Annotated in this window: 17 protein-coding genes; 1 reads left to right on the plus strand and 16 read right to left on the minus strand. The window is 36.0% G+C overall.

The window, feature by feature from the left end:
• Positions 1-10: 10 nt before the first annotated feature.
• The 5 genes from MMARC5_RS09725 to rnhB all read right to left on the minus strand — a co-directional run bounded on the left by MMARC5_RS09725 (position 11) and on the right by rnhB (position 3,448).
• Entirely contained in the window at positions 11-187 is a 177-nt protein-coding gene (locus MMARC5_RS09725; protein ID WP_011867974.1) for a hypothetical protein, read from the minus strand.
• 218 nt (positions 188-405) lie between these two features.
• A complete protein-coding gene (locus tag MMARC5_RS01020; protein WP_011867975.1) occupies positions 406-1,473 on the minus strand; it encodes a transglutaminase-like domain-containing protein in 1,068 nt (355 codons plus the stop codon).
• A gap of 32 nt (positions 1,474-1,505) precedes the next feature.
• The gene (locus MMARC5_RS01025) at positions 1,506-1,766 is read right to left on the minus strand and encodes a PspC domain-containing protein (protein ID WP_011867976.1); all 261 of its coding nucleotides are present in this window, start codon (positions 1,764-1,766) and stop codon (positions 1,506-1,508) included.
• Positions 1,767-1,856: 90 nt separating this feature from the next.
• Positions 1,857-2,729, minus strand: coding sequence for a tRNA (adenine-N1)-methyltransferase (locus MMARC5_RS01030; protein WP_011867977.1), 873 nt, complete (start codon positions 2,727-2,729; stop codon positions 1,857-1,859).
• Entirely contained in the window at positions 2,729-3,448 is a 720-nt protein-coding gene (rnhB, locus tag MMARC5_RS01035; RefSeq protein WP_011867978.1) for a ribonuclease HII, read from the minus strand. Before rnhB ends, MMARC5_RS01030 begins: the two co-directional genes overlap by 1 nt.
• Before the next feature lie 117 nt (positions 3,449-3,565).
• On the opposite strand from rnhB, the gene MMARC5_RS01040 reads away from it, so the two are divergent.
• The gene (locus MMARC5_RS01040; RefSeq protein ID WP_011867979.1) at positions 3,566-4,651 is read left to right on the plus strand and encodes a formate--phosphoribosylaminoimidazolecarboxamide ligase; all 1,086 of its coding nucleotides are present in this window, start codon (positions 3,566-3,568) and stop codon (positions 4,649-4,651) included.
• A 67-nt stretch (positions 4,652-4,718) separates the two neighbouring features.
• Here MMARC5_RS01040 and MMARC5_RS01045 read toward each other — a convergent pair whose 3' ends face one another.
• The 11 genes from MMARC5_RS01045 to rpoB all read right to left on the minus strand — a co-directional run bounded on the left by MMARC5_RS01045 (position 4,719) and on the right by rpoB (position 18,201).
• On the minus strand, positions 4,719-6,032 hold the full coding sequence (locus MMARC5_RS01045) for a phosphomannomutase/phosphoglucomutase (protein WP_011867980.1): 1,314 nt from the start codon (positions 6,030-6,032) through the stop codon (positions 4,719-4,721).
• 284 nt (positions 6,033-6,316) lie between these two features.
• Complete coding sequence (gene rpsJ / locus MMARC5_RS01050; RefSeq protein ID WP_011867981.1) at positions 6,317-6,625, minus strand: 30S ribosomal protein S10; 309 nt, start codon at positions 6,623-6,625, stop codon at positions 6,317-6,319.
• Positions 6,626-6,674: 49 nt separating this feature from the next.
• A complete protein-coding gene (gene tuf, locus MMARC5_RS01055; protein WP_011867982.1) occupies positions 6,675-7,961 on the minus strand; it encodes a translation elongation factor EF-1 subunit alpha in 1,287 nt (428 codons plus the stop codon).
• Between the two features lie 84 nt (positions 7,962-8,045).
• Complete coding sequence (locus MMARC5_RS01060) at positions 8,046-10,229, minus strand: elongation factor EF-2 (RefSeq protein WP_011867983.1); 2,184 nt, start codon at positions 10,227-10,229, stop codon at positions 8,046-8,048.
• Positions 10,230-10,332: 103 nt separating this feature from the next.
• Entirely contained in the window at positions 10,333-10,899 is a 567-nt protein-coding gene (locus MMARC5_RS01065; RefSeq protein WP_011867984.1) for a 30S ribosomal protein S7, read from the minus strand.
• A gap of 33 nt (positions 10,900-10,932) precedes the next feature.
• Entirely contained in the window at positions 10,933-11,376 is a 444-nt protein-coding gene (locus MMARC5_RS01070; RefSeq protein WP_011867985.1) for a 30S ribosomal protein S12, read from the minus strand.
• A 9-nt stretch (positions 11,377-11,385) separates the two neighbouring features.
• Positions 11,386-11,907 (minus strand): NusA-like transcription termination signal-binding factor, encoded by a 522-nt coding sequence (locus MMARC5_RS01075; RefSeq protein WP_011867986.1) that lies wholly within the window; start codon positions 11,905-11,907, stop codon positions 11,386-11,388.
• Positions 11,908-11,923: 16 nt separating this feature from the next.
• On the minus strand, positions 11,924-12,244 hold the full coding sequence (locus tag MMARC5_RS01080) for a 50S ribosomal protein L30e (RefSeq protein WP_011867987.1): 321 nt from the start codon (positions 12,242-12,244) through the stop codon (positions 11,924-11,926).
• 196 nt (positions 12,245-12,440) lie between these two features.
• Positions 12,441-13,601 carry a DNA-directed RNA polymerase subunit A'' gene (gene rpoA2, locus MMARC5_RS01085; RefSeq protein WP_011867988.1) on the minus strand — a complete coding sequence of 387 codons (1,161 nt, stop codon included), beginning with the start codon at positions 13,599-13,601 and terminating at the stop codon, positions 12,441-12,443.
• Between the two features lie 44 nt (positions 13,602-13,645).
• Positions 13,646-16,315 (minus strand): DNA-directed RNA polymerase subunit A', encoded by a 2,670-nt coding sequence (rpoA1, locus tag MMARC5_RS01090; protein WP_011867989.1) that lies wholly within the window; start codon positions 16,313-16,315, stop codon positions 13,646-13,648.
• A 50-nt stretch (positions 16,316-16,365) separates the two neighbouring features.
• Positions 16,366-18,201, minus strand: coding sequence for a DNA-directed RNA polymerase subunit B (gene rpoB, locus MMARC5_RS01095; protein WP_011867990.1), 1,836 nt, complete (start codon positions 18,199-18,201; stop codon positions 16,366-16,368).
• Between the last annotated feature and the right edge of the window lie 26 nt (positions 18,202-18,227).

Genomic DNA, 18,227 nt, shown 5'->3' on the forward strand with positions numbered 1-18,227 from the left:
TAATATTATTTTATTTATTTCCACTTAACTGTTTTAACTTTTTACCGAGTTCTAAAAAGTCCATACAGTCTTCGATGCATTTGTATGAACCTCTAGCTTTAAAACAGTCAATTATTTGTTGAAGTTCCACACTTGGTTTTCCTCGTATCTCACGCCATACATTTTTTAATGAATTTCCAACGCCCATTGTATCTACCTTCAATAAACTTTGTTATTTGTGCCTACAAAGCCCTTTTTAAAATTAAAAACATTGTAATACAACAAAGATAAGTATTTTTTAATTATTATATTATTGTTACTATTGCAGAAAAATCGAAACACTTTTATTATGCCCCATATGATAATGCCCATAACTAAAAGATATTATTATATAATGCCGAAAAAAAGTGTTAAAGTTTTAAATAATTATTTTTTAGCCAGATTTATAATTAATATAAGTTTTTCACCGTCGTATGAACTTCGGATCCAGATGGAATTGTAGTCTGAAATATTATAATCACTTTTAACCATGTCATTTTTGATGTAATCAAATGCCCATTTTGCATACTGTTTTTCAAAAATTGGAGTATATCCCCCAAATTCAAAGAAATACTGAATTGTTACTCCTTTTTCGTAAGATCTCGGAAGGTATTCCATTGAATCTAGATATTTGATATTGTAATCACTTTTTATTTCATAGTTGTTTTCAAAATACGTCATCAAGTACCTTGAAAGGCCAGTAATGTCGTTGTATTTATTTGAATCTGAATCATAAGTTTCAACAGATTCAAAATCTTTTTCAAAATAAATCGAATTATTTATCAATTCAATTTTGTAAAATGTGATATTATCTATTTTATAGTCTTCAACGTCTTTTTTGTAATCTAAATAGTTATATAACTCTATTATTGGCGGTTGCTGGTCGATAATGTAATAATTACCATTTATATTAACTGCAGAGGTAGCGTGACCTGCATTTCCTTCTGATTCAAATGTTAAAATATATATTGGGGAATAATCCATTTTTAAAAGCAATGAAGAAGTTAACAGTGCATAATCTCCACAAATTCCAGATCCTAATTCAAGTGTTTCAGCAGGACTCTGTATCGTATTATTATATGGATCAGAAACTTCTTTTTTTCCAGTTACCCAGTATGTAACTTCAGGGTTAGGAAATTCTGCTTTTACATGGTTATATTCAATATTATCTTCTTCCCAAAGTATGATATTCCAGATGGAATCTTCAATTGTATTGCCATTTAGGGATTTGGCTAAATAAGATACTTTTTCAAGTTCATTTGGGGATAGATACATTTCAATCGAATCTTCAAAGATATATTTTGGAAGTTTTTCAGAAGTTTCACCAAATCCCCTATTTTCAAAAATGTCCGATAAATTAAATGTTTCAGAGTTATTTTGAACAAAAAATAGTGCGGAAACCGCTAAAATTCCAACAATTGTAATATAAAGTATGTTTTTCAGTTTTAAATTCATAAAAACACCAAAATAAAAAAATTTAAGTTATTTTATTCTTCCGGTTTTGATTCAATTTCAGATTCATGTTCTAGCTTTTCAGGTTCTTCATAAAAGTCGTAAAAAACTCCTTCAGGCGCAATAGGAATAATTATTGCTCCAATGATATATACAACAATCATTAGTGGGTTCATAAAAAATAATAGCACCCATAAAAGCCTTATAAGGGTTGGATCTACATTGAAATAGATTGCAAGTCCCCCGCATACTCCTGAGAGCATTCTTTCTTTATCTGATCGATATAATCTTTTCATAATTTATCCCTCAAAAATAGCCTAATTTTTTAGTTCAGTATAATTTTTGTGAAAAATAGTATTTAAAAAATGGTCAAGTAAAAATTTGAATTATTCTTCAGATTCTTGTTTCTCTTTTTTAATTTTTGGAACGTATTCTACCACTTCTTCAGGGCAGACTCTTGCAGTTGTAATGTATCCTGTATGTCCGATCATTCTGGTTGAAGGTCTTACACCCTTTTCTGAAATTTCAATGTCTCTTACAATACATTCAACAGTTCTGATATCTAAAAATCCGTGTTCTTTTAAAGCTTCAACACCTTTTTTAGCCTGTTCTACGTAAGGCACATATATTGCAATTCTTCCCTTTGCCTTATTGAGTGATTTTTTAGCATGTTCTACAACATTCCAAGGATCAGGCATGTCTAAAACTAAAACATCGATATTTTCATCTTCAATTTTTTCAGTAATATCGCCGATTTTTTGGGTAACGTTATAAAGTCCATTTTCTACAATTTCCATTTCTTCTTCGTCTTCGTCGTCAATTCCAATGATCTTTTGGTTTTTTCTAACGGCTCCAACTATTTCAAGATTTTTTCTCGCAATTTTTGCAAATTCAGGTCTTTTTTCATAAGTTATTATTTTTCCTTCTTTTCCAACAGCATTTGCTAAATAGATAGTAAGTGCTGCAGAACCCGTACCTGCTTCAACAACGGTTTCGCCATTTTCAATACCGCATTCAGCAATAATTAACCCGATATCTTTAGGAAGGAGCGTTGTAACACTTCTTTTCATCTTTTTAATAATATCATGAATGGTTGGAGTTACTAAATAAAAGTCTCCGCCTTTATTCGTAATTAAAATTGATCCTTCTTCTTTTCCAACCAAATCAACAACACCAAGATCGTTTCCGAAGTTATCAAGGTCTTTATTTAAAAGGTACTTTTTCCCACGATTATCTATAATCAGTTTTTTGTTAACCATTATTTCACCCATTGAAATATTTTAGATTCTTCTATTTCCTTTAAAAGATTTTTTGAAGTTGCCCAGCTTTTTCTTGCAATTTTTGGCAGGCCCTTGTTTTCGTGTACGTAATTTTTCAAAAATTTCTTCGTTTTTGGATCACTTGGATATCCGCTTCCAATTTCACCAAAAGTCTTTTTATATTCTTCAATGACATTATCACGAGTTACTTTGGCAATAATTGATGCAGCAGATACTATTTTGTAATTTTCATCAGCTTTGTGTTCAGCAATGATTTCAACGTTTTTGTTAATAAGCTTTGCTTTAAATTGGTTTGAAAATGACTGTTCGTTGCTACTGCAAGCATCGATATAAATGGATATATTTTCGTTTTCCTTAATAAAATGATTTGCAAGTTTTGAAAAAGCGCCCAATTCAATCTTGTTTAAGTTAATAATTTCCATCTGCTCGTCAATTTTTTCAGGATTGATGACAACTTTTTTAACATCGCATATCTCGCTTATTTTTGTATAAAGCTCTTCACGCTTTTTTTTCGAAAGTTGTTTACTGTCCCTTAATCCAAGATCATCTAACCTGGGAAGATCTTTTTCATTAATTTTTACCGAAGCAATTACCATTGGCCCAATTACCGGTCCGCGACCTGCTTCATCAAGCCCAACAATTATTTTGCCGTTAGATTCGTCTGAATTATTTAAATTATTTTTAATATCCTCATTCATTGTATCACGTAAATTACTAAACAGGAAACATATAAAAAACAGTAACACGGATATAATAATGCTTTATTTTCGGTCAAAAAACTCATTTTAAATACCCTATAAAACCATGGTGGTAAGATGATTCCAAAAGAAGAAATAATGGGGATTTTTGAAAAGTACAACAAGGACGAAGTGACTATCGTTACGGTGGGAAGTCACACGTCATTACACATCTTAAAAGGTGCGAAATTAGAGGGCTTTTCAACTGCAGTTATAACAACAAAAGATAGGGCTATTCCGTACAAAAGATTTGGGGTTGCGGATAAATTTATCTATGTTGACCAATTTTCAGATATTTCAAAAGAAGAAATTCAACAGCAATTAAGGGATATGAATGCAATTATTGTTCCACACGGTTCATTCATTGCTTATTGTGGTTTAGATAATGTGGAAGATTCATTCAAAGTTCCAATGTTTGGAAACAGAGCTATTTTAAGATGGGAAGCTGAAAGAGATCTCGAAGGACAGCTTTTGGGCGAAAGCGGTCTTAGAATCCCTAAAAAATACGGTGGACCTGACGATATAGATGGACCTGTAATGGTTAAATTCCCTGGAGCAAGGGGGGGCAGAGGATACTTCCCATGTTCAACAGTGGAAGAATTCTGGAGAAAAATAGCTGAATTCAAAGCTAAAGGTATTCTTACAGAAGACGACGTTAAAAAAGCACACATCGAAGAATACGTTGTTGGTGCAAACTACTGTATCCACTACTTCTACTCGCCTTTAAAAGATCAGGTAGAATTAATGGGAATCGATAGAAGATATGAGAGCAGTATTGACGGACTTGTCAGAGTTCCTGCAAAAGACCAGCTTGAGTTAAACGTCGATCCATCATACGTTATCACTGGAAACTTCCCTGTTGTAATTAGGGAAAGTCTCTTACCTCAGGTATTTGATATTGGTGACAAATTATCAGCAAAATCAAAAGAACTCGTAAAACCAGGAATGCTTGGACCATTCTGTTTACAGTCATTGTGCAATGACAACCTGGAACTCGTTGTATTTGAAATGAGTGCAAGGGTTGACGGTGGAACAAACACGTTTATGAATGGAAGTCCTTACTCCTGCCTTTACACTGGCGAACCATTAAGCATGGGTCAGAGAATTGCAAAAGAAATAAAATTAGCACTTGAATTAGGTATGATTGACAAAGTCTTATCCTAAATTGCATTTAATTTTTTAATTTTTTTTAAAAAAGTATTTTTAGGGAACTTTTCAATTTATTTAAAATTTAAGAATTTATTATTTCTTTTATCTCTTTTAATTTATCATTCATTGTTTTTTCATCGTCTGCTTCTAAATTTAACCTTAAAAGTGGTTCAGTATTTGATGATCTTACATTAAACCAGAATTTATCACAATACAATGAAATTCCATCTAATTTTTCAATTTTACAAATGTTTCCATATCTTTCTTCGATAGATTTGATAGATTTGTTTTGATCAGTTACTTTAAAGTTTATTTCGCCACTGTGGAAATATTTGTTGTAGTTTTTCGAAATTTCTGAAAGGGGTTTTCCTTCTCTTTCAAGTGCTTTCAGGATATAATTCAATGCTAATAACGGGCTTTCAAAGTACCCTACTGATTTGAAGTAAAAGTGATTGCTAAACTCCCCTGCAAATTCAGCATCTATCTCATGCATTAATTTTTTTATAAAGTAATGGCCAACTCTTGTTTTTACCGGAGTTCCACCATTTTTCGAAATTATTTCAGGAACGATTTTGCTGCATCTTAAATCGTATACAATTTTTCCTTTAACTTCATTTAGGATTTCATTTGAAATTATCGCAGTTATTATATCCCCTGCCAAAATTTTTCCTTTTTCATCGACCATTCCAATCCTGTCACCATCCCCATCAAAAATAAGGCCAAATTCGCAGGAGTTGTTTTTTACACTAGTTATTATATCAATCAAACATTCTTTTTTGAGGGTATCTGGTTCGTGCGCTGGGAACTTTCCGTCCGGAAAATCGTTAATAAATATTTTATTTTCCAAAATTTTTTCTAAAACCTGCTTTTCAGCATGGGTGGTTGCACCGTTTGCAAAGTCCACTGCAATTTTTCTATTAGTTTTTTCAATTTTTTCACTTAAAAATTTCAGGTATTCGCTTGAAATATCAACTTTTAAACCTTCTAAATCCAAATTTTTAATTTCTTTTTTCTGGGTTTCTGAAAGTTCAAACATTTCAAAATCTGGTTTTATTTCATCTACTGGAGACAAGGGAATTGCATCGATGTCACACATTTTAAATCCGGTGTATTCTTTTGGATTGTGTGACGCAGTTAAAATTACCCCAAGATCGAACTTTTTAAGAGTTCCAAAATACATTAACGGAGTTGAAATTTCTCCAGCATAGTAAACTTTAGAAGTTTCAAGTATCCCGTAAATAAATGGTTTTAAAAGTTTTTTTGAACCAATCCTGATATCATTTCCAACCATTATTCGTCCATATTTTTTTCCAACAAGTTTTCCTAACGAATACGCAAAATTATCATCTAACTCTTTTTCATAAATTCCCCTGATATCATATGCCTTAAATACCAACTTAAACCACCGTTCAATGTTCAAATAAAAAAATCTATACGTTATTATGTAAATTGGGGTTAAATAACTTTTCAAAAAAATAAAAAATAGTATACCATAATTACTCTGAACAATGGTCGAAAATAAAATTACTCCCCATACACTTTGGAATGAGGTGTTATTTTTTATATCAATGTTTTTATAAAAATGTTTTGATTTAATAATGCGAAAAAAAGAAGTTTTATTGCAATCCTCAACTCTCAGATTGCAATACGTCTGGCTTTTGCGATTTAAACGAATTAAAATTAGTTTCTCAATTCAATTTCGATTTGAACTGTGTCTGGAATTCTAACTTTCATGATGTGTTTCATGGTTCTTTCGTCAGCTTCAATGTCGATAACTCTTTTGTGAACTCTCATTGTCCATCTGTCGAATGATGAGGAACCTTCACCATCTGTTGATTTCCTTGTTGTAACTTTTAACGCTTTTGTTGGTAATGGAATTGGACCTGCCATGTCTACACCAGTTTTTTCAGCAATAGCTTTAATCTGGTTGCATACACCGTCTAATTCTGTGTGTTGTGTGCTTGATAATTTAATTCTTGCTTTTTGCATAATATTCCTCTTTTTCCGTGTTTTAATAAGAAAAAAAAGTTAAGCTAAATTATTTGTTTTTAGCTGTAACTTGGATTGCCATACCTGCAGCAACTGTCATACCCATATCTCTGATTGCGAATCTACCGAGTTGTGGGATTTCTTTAACGCTTTCCATAACTAATGGTTTTGTAGGCATTAATTTAACGATTGCAGCGTCACCAGCTTTTAAGAAGTCTGGGTTTTCTTCTAAAACTTCACCAGTTGCAGGGTTTAATTTTTTCTGTAATTCCATGAATGTACATGCAATTTGTGCTGTGTGTGCGTGGAATACAGGTGTGTAACCTACTGTCATAACTGATGGGTGTTGTAAAACAACAATTTGTGCTGTGAAATCTGCAGCAACTGTTGGAGGGTTTGTTGTGTGTCCTAAAACGTCTCCTCTTTTGATGTCTTTTTTACCAACACCTCTTACGTTGAAACCGATGTTGTCTCCTGGTTCAGCGCTTGGTAATTGTTCGTGGTGCATTTCCACAGTTTTAATTTCCCCTACTGCTCCTGCAGGTTCGAAGATAACTTTGTCTCCTGGTTTGATGATACCTGTTTCAACTCTTCCTACTGGAACTGTACCTACACCAGTGATTGAGTAAACATCTTGGATAGGTAATCTTAATGGTAAGGTTGTTGGTTTTTCAGGTGGTTGGAACGCATCGATAACTTCTGCAAGTGTAGGTCCGTTGTACCATGGTGTTTTGTCGGATTTTTTGAATACGTTGTCACCGTGGAGTGAAGCAACTGGTACGAATGTGATGTTGTCTGGGTTGAATCCAACCATTTTTAACAATTGGTCGCCTAACATCTTTTTCATTTCGTTGTAGTCAGCTTCTGAGAAGTTTACTGTGTCCATTTTGTTGATTGCAACAGCTAATTGTGAGATACCGAGTGTTCTTGATAAGAATACGTGTTCTCTTGTTTGTGGTTGAATACCTGATTTAGCATCGTCAACGTTTACAACTAAGATGGCTGCATCAGCTTGTGAAGCACCAGTGATCATGTTTTTAATGAAGTCTCTGTGGCCTGGGCAGTCTACGATTGTAACTTCGTATTTTGCGGTAGGGAATTTTTTGTGAGCTACGTCAATTGTAACCCCTCTTTCTCTTTCTTCCTTTAAACCGTCCATAACGTAAGCAAATTCGAATCCTGCTTTACCTTTTTCTTCAGCTTCTTTTTTTAATCTTACGATTAACTGTGGGTCGATAGCTCCACCGTCTAATAATAATCTTCCTACTGTTGTTGATTTACCAGCATCTACGTGTCCGATAAATGCAACGTTAAGAATTGGTTTTTCTTTTGCCATAATCATTCCTCCATAAGAGCATGTGTTTAGTCGATTTTTGTAATATCATAGTGAAAAAGGGTATATATATTTTATGGTAATTGATTATTCAGATTTTAAACCTTTTCTGTCTCTAATCTGTTTAACAATTTTAGGTTGAAGCTCTCCTGGAACTTTTTCAAAGCCTGAGAACTCAACGCTCCATAAACATCTACCTTGGGTAGCCCCTCTAATTGCACCAGCAAATCCGAACATTTCAGCAACAGGTACTGAGGATTTGATGATTGACATGTCTCCTTCTTGTTCCATGTCGAGGATCTGTCCTCTTCTGTTGTTGATTTCTTTCATACCGTCTCCCATGTAGTCTTGCGGGGTGTTGATGTAAACACTTTGCATAGGTTCGAGGAGAACTGGTTTTGCTTGGCTAACTGCATCTCTTACCCCGAATCTTACAGCAGGGATAATTTGAGCAGGACCTCTGTGGATTGCATCTTCGTGGAATGTTGCATCCATTAATTTGATTTTTACGCCCTGAACTTTTTCAGCTGCGAGTGGACCGTTTCTTACACCTTCTTTGAAACCTTCGATAATTAACTCTCTAGCTTCATCGAGTTGTACGATACCTCTTGTCATGTTTACAATCATGTTTCCGTTGTAAATTGACATTACTTTTTTAGCTTGATCTTTTTCAAGACCTGCTTCAACTAACCTTGCTTCACCATCAGCGGTAGTTTTCTTTTTGTAGTCTTCATCGTGAAGTTTACCTTCTACGTATGCAGCGTATACGGATTCTTCCATAGGCTCTGCAATCATGTAGAGCTTGTTGTGTTTGTTTGGTGATTTTCCTTCGATTTCTGGGGATGTGCCCATAATCGTTTCTCTGTAAACAACGATTGGTTCACCGACATCTACTTCAATTCCACCATCTCTTCCGATTTTGGTGTTTGTGATAACTTCGATGTGGAGCTCACCCATACCGCTGATTAAGTGTTCACCGGTTTCTTCGTTGATTTCTACTCTTACTGTGTTGTCTTCTCTTGCAATCTGTCTTAAGATTTCAATTAATTTTGGCAAATCTTTAGTGTTTTTAGCTTCGATTGCAACAGTGATAACTGGTTCAGAGGTGTGGCTTAATGATTCAAATCCAGGTTCTAAGATTTCTGAAGGGCTGCATACTGTTTCACCAGCAGTAGCTTCTCTTAATCCTGTTAAAGCACAGATGTTACCTGCTGAAATGCTTGGCACCTGAACTCTTTCAGCACCCATGAAAATTGAAACTTGTTGGGCTCTTGCTTTCTGTTTTGAACCAACGAGGTAGAGATCGTCTCCTTGTTTGATTCTTCCTGAAAACAATCTGCATGCGGAAATTGCACCAGCGTGTTTATCAACGATAATTTTTGTAACAACACCTGCGAGAGGTCCGTTAGGGTTACACTCAACCATTGATTTACCGATAGCTGATTCAGCATCTCCTTTCCAGATATTTGGAATTCTGTACTTCTGAGCTTGGAGTGGGTTTGGTAAGTGTTTGATTGACATGTCAAGAACAACTTCGTGGAGCGGAGCTTTGTCGGCTAATTCTCCTTGTTTTTCTTGTTCACAGTAGTCAATAATATCTTTGAATGAAATTCCTGATCTTTGCATGTATGGAACTGAAATAGCCCAGTTGTTGTATGCTGAACCGAAAGCAACTTTTCCGTTTGCAACGTCACATAACCATTCGGTTTTGAATTCTTCAGGGGCCATTTTTTCGATTAACTTGTTAACTTCTGCAATGATTTTCATGAATCTTCCCTGTAATTCTTCAGGGGTTAATTTCAACTCATTGATCAATCTGTCAACTTTGTTAATGAATAAAACAGGTTTAACTTTTTCTTTTAATGCCTGTCTTAAAACAGTTTCAGTTTGCGGCATAACACCTTCAACTGCACAACATACAACAACAGCACCATCAATTGCTCTCATTGCTCTTGTAACGTCACCACCGAAGTCAACGTGACCAGGGGTGTCAATTAAGTTGATTAAGTATTCTTTTCCGCCGTATTCGTGTACCATTGAAACGTTTGCAGCGTAGATTGTGATACCTCTTGCAGCTTCTTCTTCATCGAAGTCGAGTGCAAGCTGGTCTCCAGCTAATTCTTTTGAGATCATACCTGCTCCTGCAAGCAAGTTGTCTGATAATGTTGTTTTACCGTGGTCGATGTGAGCACAGATACCCATATTTCTAATTTGGTCGTGCGTTTCCATTAAGGTTTTAACCTTTTCAACCATTTTTGCTCTTCTTCCCATAATCTCACTCTTTTATTTTTTGAGCAGTTCATAATATGTAACCAGTAGTTACCAAATTATGATACTTGGTTAATTATAAAGAAATAATAAAAAATATTTAAATTTATCTTGCAGATTGTGCAACTCTTTCTTTTTCTTCTTTTTTCCTAACAGCAAAGCTTTTTTGCATGTCAGCTTTTGAAGCAAAGATGATTTCGTCTGCTAAGCATTGAGCAACGGTTTTTTTGTTTTTATGTGCACTGTCTGAAGCACCGAGAGCGATGTTTCTGAAAGCAGTGTCTAATCTTCTTGATGGTGAAACATCAACGGACTGTAAGAATGCGATTCCCCCGTAAGAGATTCTTGTTGTTTCTTCTCTAGGTCCTGAATTTTCTAAAGCATCAACTAAAACTTGAACAGGGTTTTCTTTTGTCCTGTTTTCAATAATTGCTAAAGCTTCTTCAACAATTGCTAAAGTTTCGTGTTTTTTACCGGTGTTGTTTTGGTTAGCCATTAATTTGTTAGCTAATCTTTCTACAATGTTCATTTTAGCTTTATCAAAGCTTTTCTTTGTATTTCTTCCTGCAGTATGTGGAACTAAAACTGGAGCTACACTAATGTAGGATTTTAAACTTGGGTCTTTAACTGTGACAGTTTCACTGTCCCATTTACCAAATAATTTGATTTCCAATTTTTCACCCTTTTTTCTTTTTTAGATCTTAATTTATCTTTTAACTTTTTCCTGTCTTCCTCTGACAAGCTCTCTGATTGAGTTTTTACCAACCATTACAACTTTGTACCTAACTCCAGGGATATCCCCTTTAGCCTGTCCTGATGGACCACCGATACCTTCGATAACAACTTCGTCGTGTTCATCAATGAAGTTGATAGCGTGGTTTCCAGGTGCAAATGCTGTAACTTGTCTACCGTTTTTGATTAACTGAACTCTAACACATTTTCTGATAGCAGAGTTTGGCTGTTTTGCTTCGAGACCTACTTTCTCAACAACAATTCCTCTTCCCATTGGAGCACCTTCTAATGGGTCAGCTTTTAATTTTAAGCTCAATGCTTTGTTCACGTATTTGTAGTGGTGCCATCTGCTTGCTTTTCTTTTCAAAAGTAATTTTCTTCCTGCGAATTCTCCTTTTGGAGATTTACTTCCTGCCATAAAATCACCTTATTGGTTTTCTTCAGCTTCAACATTTGTAGATGATTCTGCTGCTTTTTCAGGTATTTCTTCCTGTTTTGGTTTTTTATCGTTATCTTTTTTTAAACCAGCAACGACTTTGATATTTTTAACACCTGCAAGTCTTCCTGCAATGTCAACTGCCCTATCAATGTTTTTTCCTTTGTCTCCGATAACAGCTCTCCTTAATCTTGGATGAACTCTAACGTAAACTACTAAATCGTCACTAAATTTTTTAGTCCAGACATCTTCCAACTCGATTGGTGCAAAAATGTTTTTAATGAACTGTTTTGCATCTTCGGAGTATTCGATTAAGTCTATTTTTTTACCGAATTTTTCGGTTGCATTTCTCACATTTTCGCCGCCTTTTCCTATTGCAGCTCCAATGTCGCCTTCCTTAACAACGAAAACAATCTTTTCGTCATCAGAAGTACTATCAATCACGTTAGCGCCAGTCATCTTTTCGAAGAGGCTGATTCTCATGATATCTTCTGTATTAAGTTTAATTCTCATCAACCATCACCCACGGTTATTCTTCATTGTTAACGTTTAAAATAGCCGAGTTACCAGGTTCTAAAACCAACAATGCGGAAACAGGGAATGGTTTTCCACAGATAGCTCCAAGTTCGATTGAAGTTGCCTGGTGTGTGTAAACCGGGGTTTCTGAAAGTTTTGTGTAGTAAAAAATGTCTTCTTTAACGTCTTTTGCACAGTTGTCTGCAACGATTACTAACTGGCCTTCGCCGTGTTTTATGTTTTTAATAGCCTGTTTTGTACCTAAGACTACGTTTCCAGTGTCCACTGCTACTCTTATAGCTCTGTTTATGTCCATACTAGACCTCCTTCTCATTATATTCTCCAGAGGGTTTTCCTATGCAATTTGGAAATTAATGTCCCTATGAATATACGAACTAGTTAATAGTTACATGTTACTTTTATACCTTTGCATCAAACAAGAACTCTCTAATTATAATTAAAGGATCTAAGTGGGTATTATAAACGGTATAAAAAACAATTGTCTTAAAAATAATTAAAAAAGTATTAAATTATAATTCTTTTCCTTCTTCGTAAGTCTTGTCGATGCATATGTCGATGCAGCCTGTACCCATTGCAATTGGTTTTCCAACAATAATGTTTTCAACAACTCCGCCGAGTTCATCAACATATCCTCTCATGGATGCAGAGTAGAGGTGTTTTACAGTTTCTTCAAATGCTGCTCTTGCAAGAACTGATGCTTTTTCACCACCAATACCATGTCTACCGATTGGTTTTACAACTCCATCCGTACACATAAGGTCTGCTACCATCATCAAGTGTCTTTTGTCTACTGTAAGACCTTGGTTTCCAAGGGTTGCATCCATTTCGTATATGATTGCATTTCTTGCAGCTTCGATACCTAAAACATCCTGAATTTCAACAATGTTGTTTGTAGTGGTTTTTGTTGTATCAACACCTTCGATGTCAAAGACTTCTTTGATGTTTGAACCTTCACTGTAAAGGATGTATTCATCAACTTCTTTTCTGATAATAACCCTTTTGATGTTTTGCACACCTTTTAAGTGGATTGCTCTAACTTTTGGAAGTCTCTTTCTTAATGCTTTCAATGAAGGTGTTTTAATTTTTAAGTTGAGCACGTTTTCGTGATCATCAATTTTAAGTTTCATTTTGGATTTTATTGCTTCGATTACATCAGGAACAGTTAATCCTCTGCTTTCAAGCTGTTGGCTGTTCAATATAATTGTAATGCATTCATTTACTAAATCTACACTGATGTCTTCTGAAACAGATTCAACATTGGTACTTTCAATGTTTTTTGCGACCATTGACGCTTTTTCTCTATCGCCCTTGAATTCATCATTTAAGTAAATTGTCATTGTTGGGGTAGATGGCTCTTTTCTAGCATCTACAATTTCAATCATCCTTGGAAGACCAAGAGTAACGTTTAACTCCGCTACCCCTGCATAGTGGAACGTTCTCATTGTCATCTGCGTACCAGGTTCACCAATTGATTGTGCTGCAACAACACCAACTGCTTCTCCAGGCTCTACGAGAGTTCTTTCGTATGCCCTTGTAGTTTCGCTTATGATTTCGTCAACGAGGTATTCTTCACTTAGTCCATCCTTTAAAATTTTTTCCGAAAGTTCTCTTTTTAACAACGGTGGCAGGACGGAATTTTCCAATTTCTTTTCTAAATCAGCCATTTGCATGTGTTTCACCTAGAAATAGTTTTAATTTAAGAAATTGAAAATAATTAATTTTCATATTTTGAAGTAACTTTTGTGAATACTTTATCTAAATCTACACCTTTTCCGTGGTCTGCTTTTGCAGGGTCTACCAAGTCTTCCCCGTATTCAAACTGAACAACGAGTCCTCTTGAATCTCTTACAGTACCATCGTATTCTGCTCTAATATCCTGTAAAGCATTTACGAGTCTTCTCTGCATGTAACCAGACTGTGCAGTCCTGACCGCCTGATCCACAAGACCTTCTCTACCACCCATTGCGTGGAAGAAGTATTCTGTTGGTGCTAATCCTTTTTTGTAGCAACTTCTAACGAATCCGTGTGATTTTGCATCTAAACTTCCTTTTCCAAAGTGCGGAAGGGTTCTGTCTCTGTAACCTCTAAAGACCCTACCCCCCCTAACTGATTGCTGACCAACGCTTGCAGCCATCATCGTAATGTTAAGGAGCGAACCTCTTGCACCAGTTCTTGCCATCAGAGCCGCGTGGTTTTCTTTACTTAAATATTTTTCAGCAACGTTACCAGCTTGGTCTCTTGCTTTACCCAAAATCTGCATGATGTATGCTTCTCTGGATTCTTCAACACCTCTTCCGGGGAGGGATTCTAAAGTTCCGTTTTCATATTTTTCAACGATATCTTCGACATCCTGTTCAGCTTTATTTAATAAATCCTGAATTTCCTGAATTGCTTCAGCAGGAATATCTTCATCGTCAATACCTGTCGTAAATCCTTTCAAAACCATTGCTTTTATTGACATTTTGGTTGCAGCATCAAGGAATAATCTTGCATCTTCTGAACCAAAGTCTTTTACAAGGGTGTTTAATACAATTCCAGCTTCTGAACCAAATCCGTTTTTATCGATTACTCCACGTAATAGTTTTCCATTTCTTATTACCACGTAAGCATCGTGTTCACATTCTTCTTTGGTACAGTTATCACATTTTTTACAGATTTTTGCTCTATACTGTAAGCTCAATCCTTCTGGAAGTGTTTTACTGAATAATGTTTTTCCGCTGTAGTATTCCACTTTATTTTCAACGAGATCGGGTTCGCCAAGATCTAAATTGAGTCCAGAGCTATTTAATAATGTTAAAGCTTCGTCTTTTGTAAATAACGAACTTGTAAGGATGTATGCTCCTGAAATAAAGTCGTGAATTCCACCGATGATTGGACCACCAAATCTTGGGGAAACAATGTGTTTTTCAACGAGCATTAAGTTTTCAGCTTCAGCTCTCGCTTCTTCAGACTGTGGGACGTGAACGTTCATCTCGTCACCATCGAAATCCGCGTTGTAAGGTGGACATACACACAAGTTGTGTCTGAAAGTTCTGTATGGAAGAACTTTTACTTTGTGTGCCATGATTGACATTCTGTGAAGTGATGGCTGCCTATTGTACAACACAATGTCTCCGTTTGAAAGGTGCCTTTCAACAACCATTCCATCGGTTATATTTTCTACCCACATGTCTTTGTTGGCATCAGTAATTTTTATTTTGTATTCTTCTTCTTTTCCATCTTTAGTTCTTACTTTCTTAACCACGTAGTTTACCCCGGGGTGGGTGTCAGCTCCGTTTCTTAGAAGTGTTCTTACTTTTTCAATGTTGTAAGGTGTAACTTTTTCAGGAACAGTTAATTCTTTTGCGATTAATTTCGGAATACCAACTTCGTTGATACTGAGTCTTGGGTCAGGTGAGATAACAGTCCTTGCAGAGAAGTTTACCCGTTTACCTGCTAAGTTGTGTCTGAACCTACCTTCTTTACCCTTTAACCTTTGAGCAAGTGTTCTAAGAGGTCTTCCACTTCTGTGTCTTGCTGGGGGAATTCCTGGTGCTTCATTATCAAAGTAAGTGTTTATGTGGTACTGTAATAAGTCCCATAAATCTTCAATAATCAAGTTTGGAGCTCCACCGTTGATATTTTCTTCTAACCTCTGGTTAATTCTGATAATATCAACTAATTTATGTGTTAAGTCATCTTCACTTCTTTCTCCACTTTCAAGTGTGATTGAAGGCCTAACCGTTACTGGAGGAACTGGTAAAACTGTCAAAACCATAAATTCAGGTCTTGCAACTTTTGCATTAATTCCTAATAATCTACAGTCTTCAGCAGGAATTTTTTCTAAAATTTCTCTAACTTCTGATGATGTTAACTGTTTTTGAGCTTTTCCATCTAATTGGTGGTATGCAGTAGGTTTATCGTATTTTACATCTGCTTTAACTTCACCACATGAAGGGCAGACGCTACCTTTTGCAGCTTCTTTTAATAAATCATCACAGAGTGTCCAAGGGTCTCCGCCATCTTCTTCGAGTTTGGCCATTTTTTCTAAGTATTCATCCCTTTTTAGCTCTGTAATCGCAACTTTTCCACAGTGTGGGCACACTGCTTTTAAGATTTTATAAATATCTTTTGCAAATCCTATATGGATTACTGGTTTTGAAAGTTCAATATGTCCGAAATGTCCAGGACAAGTTCCTACTCTTCCACTGCAGCTTTTACATACTAATCCAGGGTCAATAACACCGAGTCTAGTATCCATCAATCCACCGTCAATTGGGTATCCGTCATCATCGTAGGTGTCTGCGGTAACGATTTTCGCAACTGACATGGTTCTTATCTGTTCAGGGGAGAGCAATCCAAATGTAATATCTCCGATTTCCTTTGGAACATCAAATCTATCCATATGTTTCACCGTGGTTTTAGACCTTTTTAATAAAAATAAAATAATTTAAGTTATGCTCTATCTTTTAATTCTAATTTTGGATCGATTCCCATACTCTTAAGTTCATCCAACAATAATTTGAATGCATAAGCAATTTTTACAGGCGGGATCTTTCTGTTATCCTGAATGTCTTCTGATTCACCACAAACTGGACAGAATTTCATGCCCCTCTTGTAATCGAAGATTGCAATTTCACCACATTTTGCACAAACGTAGTCTTCGTGAGGGTCTGATTCATCGAGAAGTCTTTCTTTAAGGAGCATTGCAGCACCGTGGGCAACTAATACATCTCTTTCCATTTCCCCAAATCTAAGGCCTCCTTCTCTTGCCCTACCTTCGGTAGGTTGTCTTGTAAGAACTTGGATTGGCCCCCTGCTTCTTGCGTGGATTTTTCCAGCAACCAAGTGGTGTAGTTTCTGGTAGTATGCAACTCCAACGAAAATATCGCACTCTAATTTTCTACCTGATTTTCCATCGTACATTGCTTCTTTTGCATGGTGTTCGAAGCCGTATTTTTCAAGGCCTTCTCTTAATTTCCATTCGCTTTCGCCGCTGAAAATTGTTCCGTCGATTCTTCTGCATTCTAAAGAACCAACTTTACCGCCAATCATTTCAAGAACCTGTCCGATAGTCATTCTCGAAGGAATTGCGTGTGGGTTGATAATTAAATCTGGAATTACTCCATCTTCGGTGTATGGAAGGTCTTCTTGTGGAACAATAAGTCCGATAACGCCTTTCTGACCGTGTCTGGATGCAAATTTGTCACCAAACTCAGGAATTCTTAAATCTCTAACTCTAACTTTTCCAAGTCTGTTTCCTTCTTTCGTTTCACTTAAAATTACAAGGTCAACGATTCCTTCTTCACCGTGTCTGATCGTAACGGAAGTGTCTCTTCTTTGTGATTTTGTTTGAAGGGTGATTTCCTGTTCTTCTAAAAATCTCGGAGGTGACGTTTTTCCTAAAATTACATCTCCAGATCTTACATTGGATTCAAGGTCGATTAAACCATCGTCCCCTAAGTTTCGGTAAGCATCCTCAGCTCTGTAACCTCTAACTCCTTTTTCAGGAACTTCGAATTTATCGAGTTGTCCCCCCGGGTATCTTTTTTCAAAGCTTTCGTAGCTTCTAAAGAATGTACTTCTACCAAGACCTCTTTCAAGGGATGCTTTGTTGATAATGAACGCATCCTCCATGTTGTAGCCTTCGTAACTCATAACTGCTACAACGAAATTCTGTCCAGCAGGTCTTTTGTCAAATCCTAAGATTTCCTGGTGTTTTGTTCTTACAAGAGGAACTTGTGGGTAGTGGAGTAAGTGTCCTCTTGTATCCATTCTCCATTTTATGTTTGCCATAGGAATTCCAAGTGACTGTTTACTCATCGCAGCAGCCATCGTAATCCTTGGAGCTGAATTGTGTTCTGGGTATGGAGCAACACCTGCACCGATACCTAAAATAACAAGAGGGTCGATTTCAATGTGAGTGTTTTCCTCAGTTATTTCATCTTCGTACATCGCAATTCTTGCGTTTTCTTCTTCTTCAGCATCTAAGTATTCAATAACACCTGAATCAACTAGTTCATGAAAAGTTAATTCTTGAGCATCTACTTTTTCGAGTAATTCTTGTGTTAATTTTGAAGCACCGTTTTCAACTACAACTAATGGTCTTACAGCCCTTCCACCATCGGTCGAAATGTGTACATCGTTGCTCTCTTCATTGAATGAAATTGACGTACTTGGTGATAATTTTCCACTTCTCCTGTTTTCCCTTAAGTTTTTAACAAGTGTTTCAGGGTCTTCTGTGGTATCGATCAATTTCCCGTTAACATATACATTTGTCTGTTTTTCCAAGGTATCCACCTTCTTAATTGACTAAA

It is taken from the genome of Methanococcus maripaludis C5 (assembly GCF_000016125.1).
GTDB lineage: Archaea > AGJL01 > Methanococci > Methanococcales > Methanococcaceae > Methanococcus > Methanococcus maripaludis_D.

Coding starts and splice junctions, on each gene's coding strand:
- MMARC5_RS09725 (WP_011867974.1), bottom strand. CDS start 187: ATGGGCGTTGGAAATTCATTAAAAAATGTATGGCGTGAGATACGAGGA.
- MMARC5_RS01020 (WP_011867975.1), bottom strand. CDS start 1,473: ATGAATTTAAAACTGAAAAACATACTTTATATTACAATTGTTGGAATT.
- MMARC5_RS01025 (WP_011867976.1), bottom strand. CDS start 1,766: ATGAAAAGATTATATCGATCAGATAAAGAAAGAATGCTCTCAGGAGTA.
- MMARC5_RS01030 (WP_011867977.1), bottom strand. CDS start 2,729: ATGGTTAACAAAAAACTGATTATAGATAATCGTGGGAAAAAGTACCTT.
- rnhB (WP_011867978.1), bottom strand. CDS start 3,448: ATGAATGAGGATATTAAAAATAATTTAAATAATTCAGACGAATCTAAC.
- MMARC5_RS01040 (WP_011867979.1), top strand. CDS start 3,566: ATGATTCCAAAAGAAGAAATAATGGGGATTTTTGAAAAGTACAACAAG.
- rpsJ (WP_011867981.1), bottom strand. CDS start 6,625: ATGCAAAAAGCAAGAATTAAATTATCAAGCACACAACACACAGAATTA.
- tuf (WP_011867982.1), bottom strand. CDS start 7,961: ATGGCAAAAGAAAAACCAATTCTTAACGTTGCATTTATCGGACACGTA.
- MMARC5_RS01060 (WP_011867983.1), bottom strand. CDS start 10,229: ATGGGAAGAAGAGCAAAAATGGTTGAAAAGGTTAAAACCTTAATGGAA.
- MMARC5_RS01070 (WP_011867985.1), bottom strand. CDS start 11,376: ATGGCAGGAAGTAAATCTCCAAAAGGAGAATTCGCAGGAAGAAAATTA.
- MMARC5_RS01075 (WP_011867986.1), bottom strand. CDS start 11,907: ATGAGAATTAAACTTAATACAGAAGATATCATGAGAATCAGCCTCTTC.
- MMARC5_RS01080 (WP_011867987.1), bottom strand. CDS start 12,244: ATGAGAAGGAGGTCTAGTATGGACATAAACAGAGCTATAAGAGTAGCA.
- rpoA2 (WP_011867988.1), bottom strand. CDS start 13,601: ATGCAAATGGCTGATTTAGAAAAGAAATTGGAAAATTCCGTCCTGCCA.
- rpoA1 (WP_011867989.1), bottom strand. CDS start 16,315: ATGGATAGATTTGATGTTCCAAAGGAAATCGGAGATATTACATTTGGA.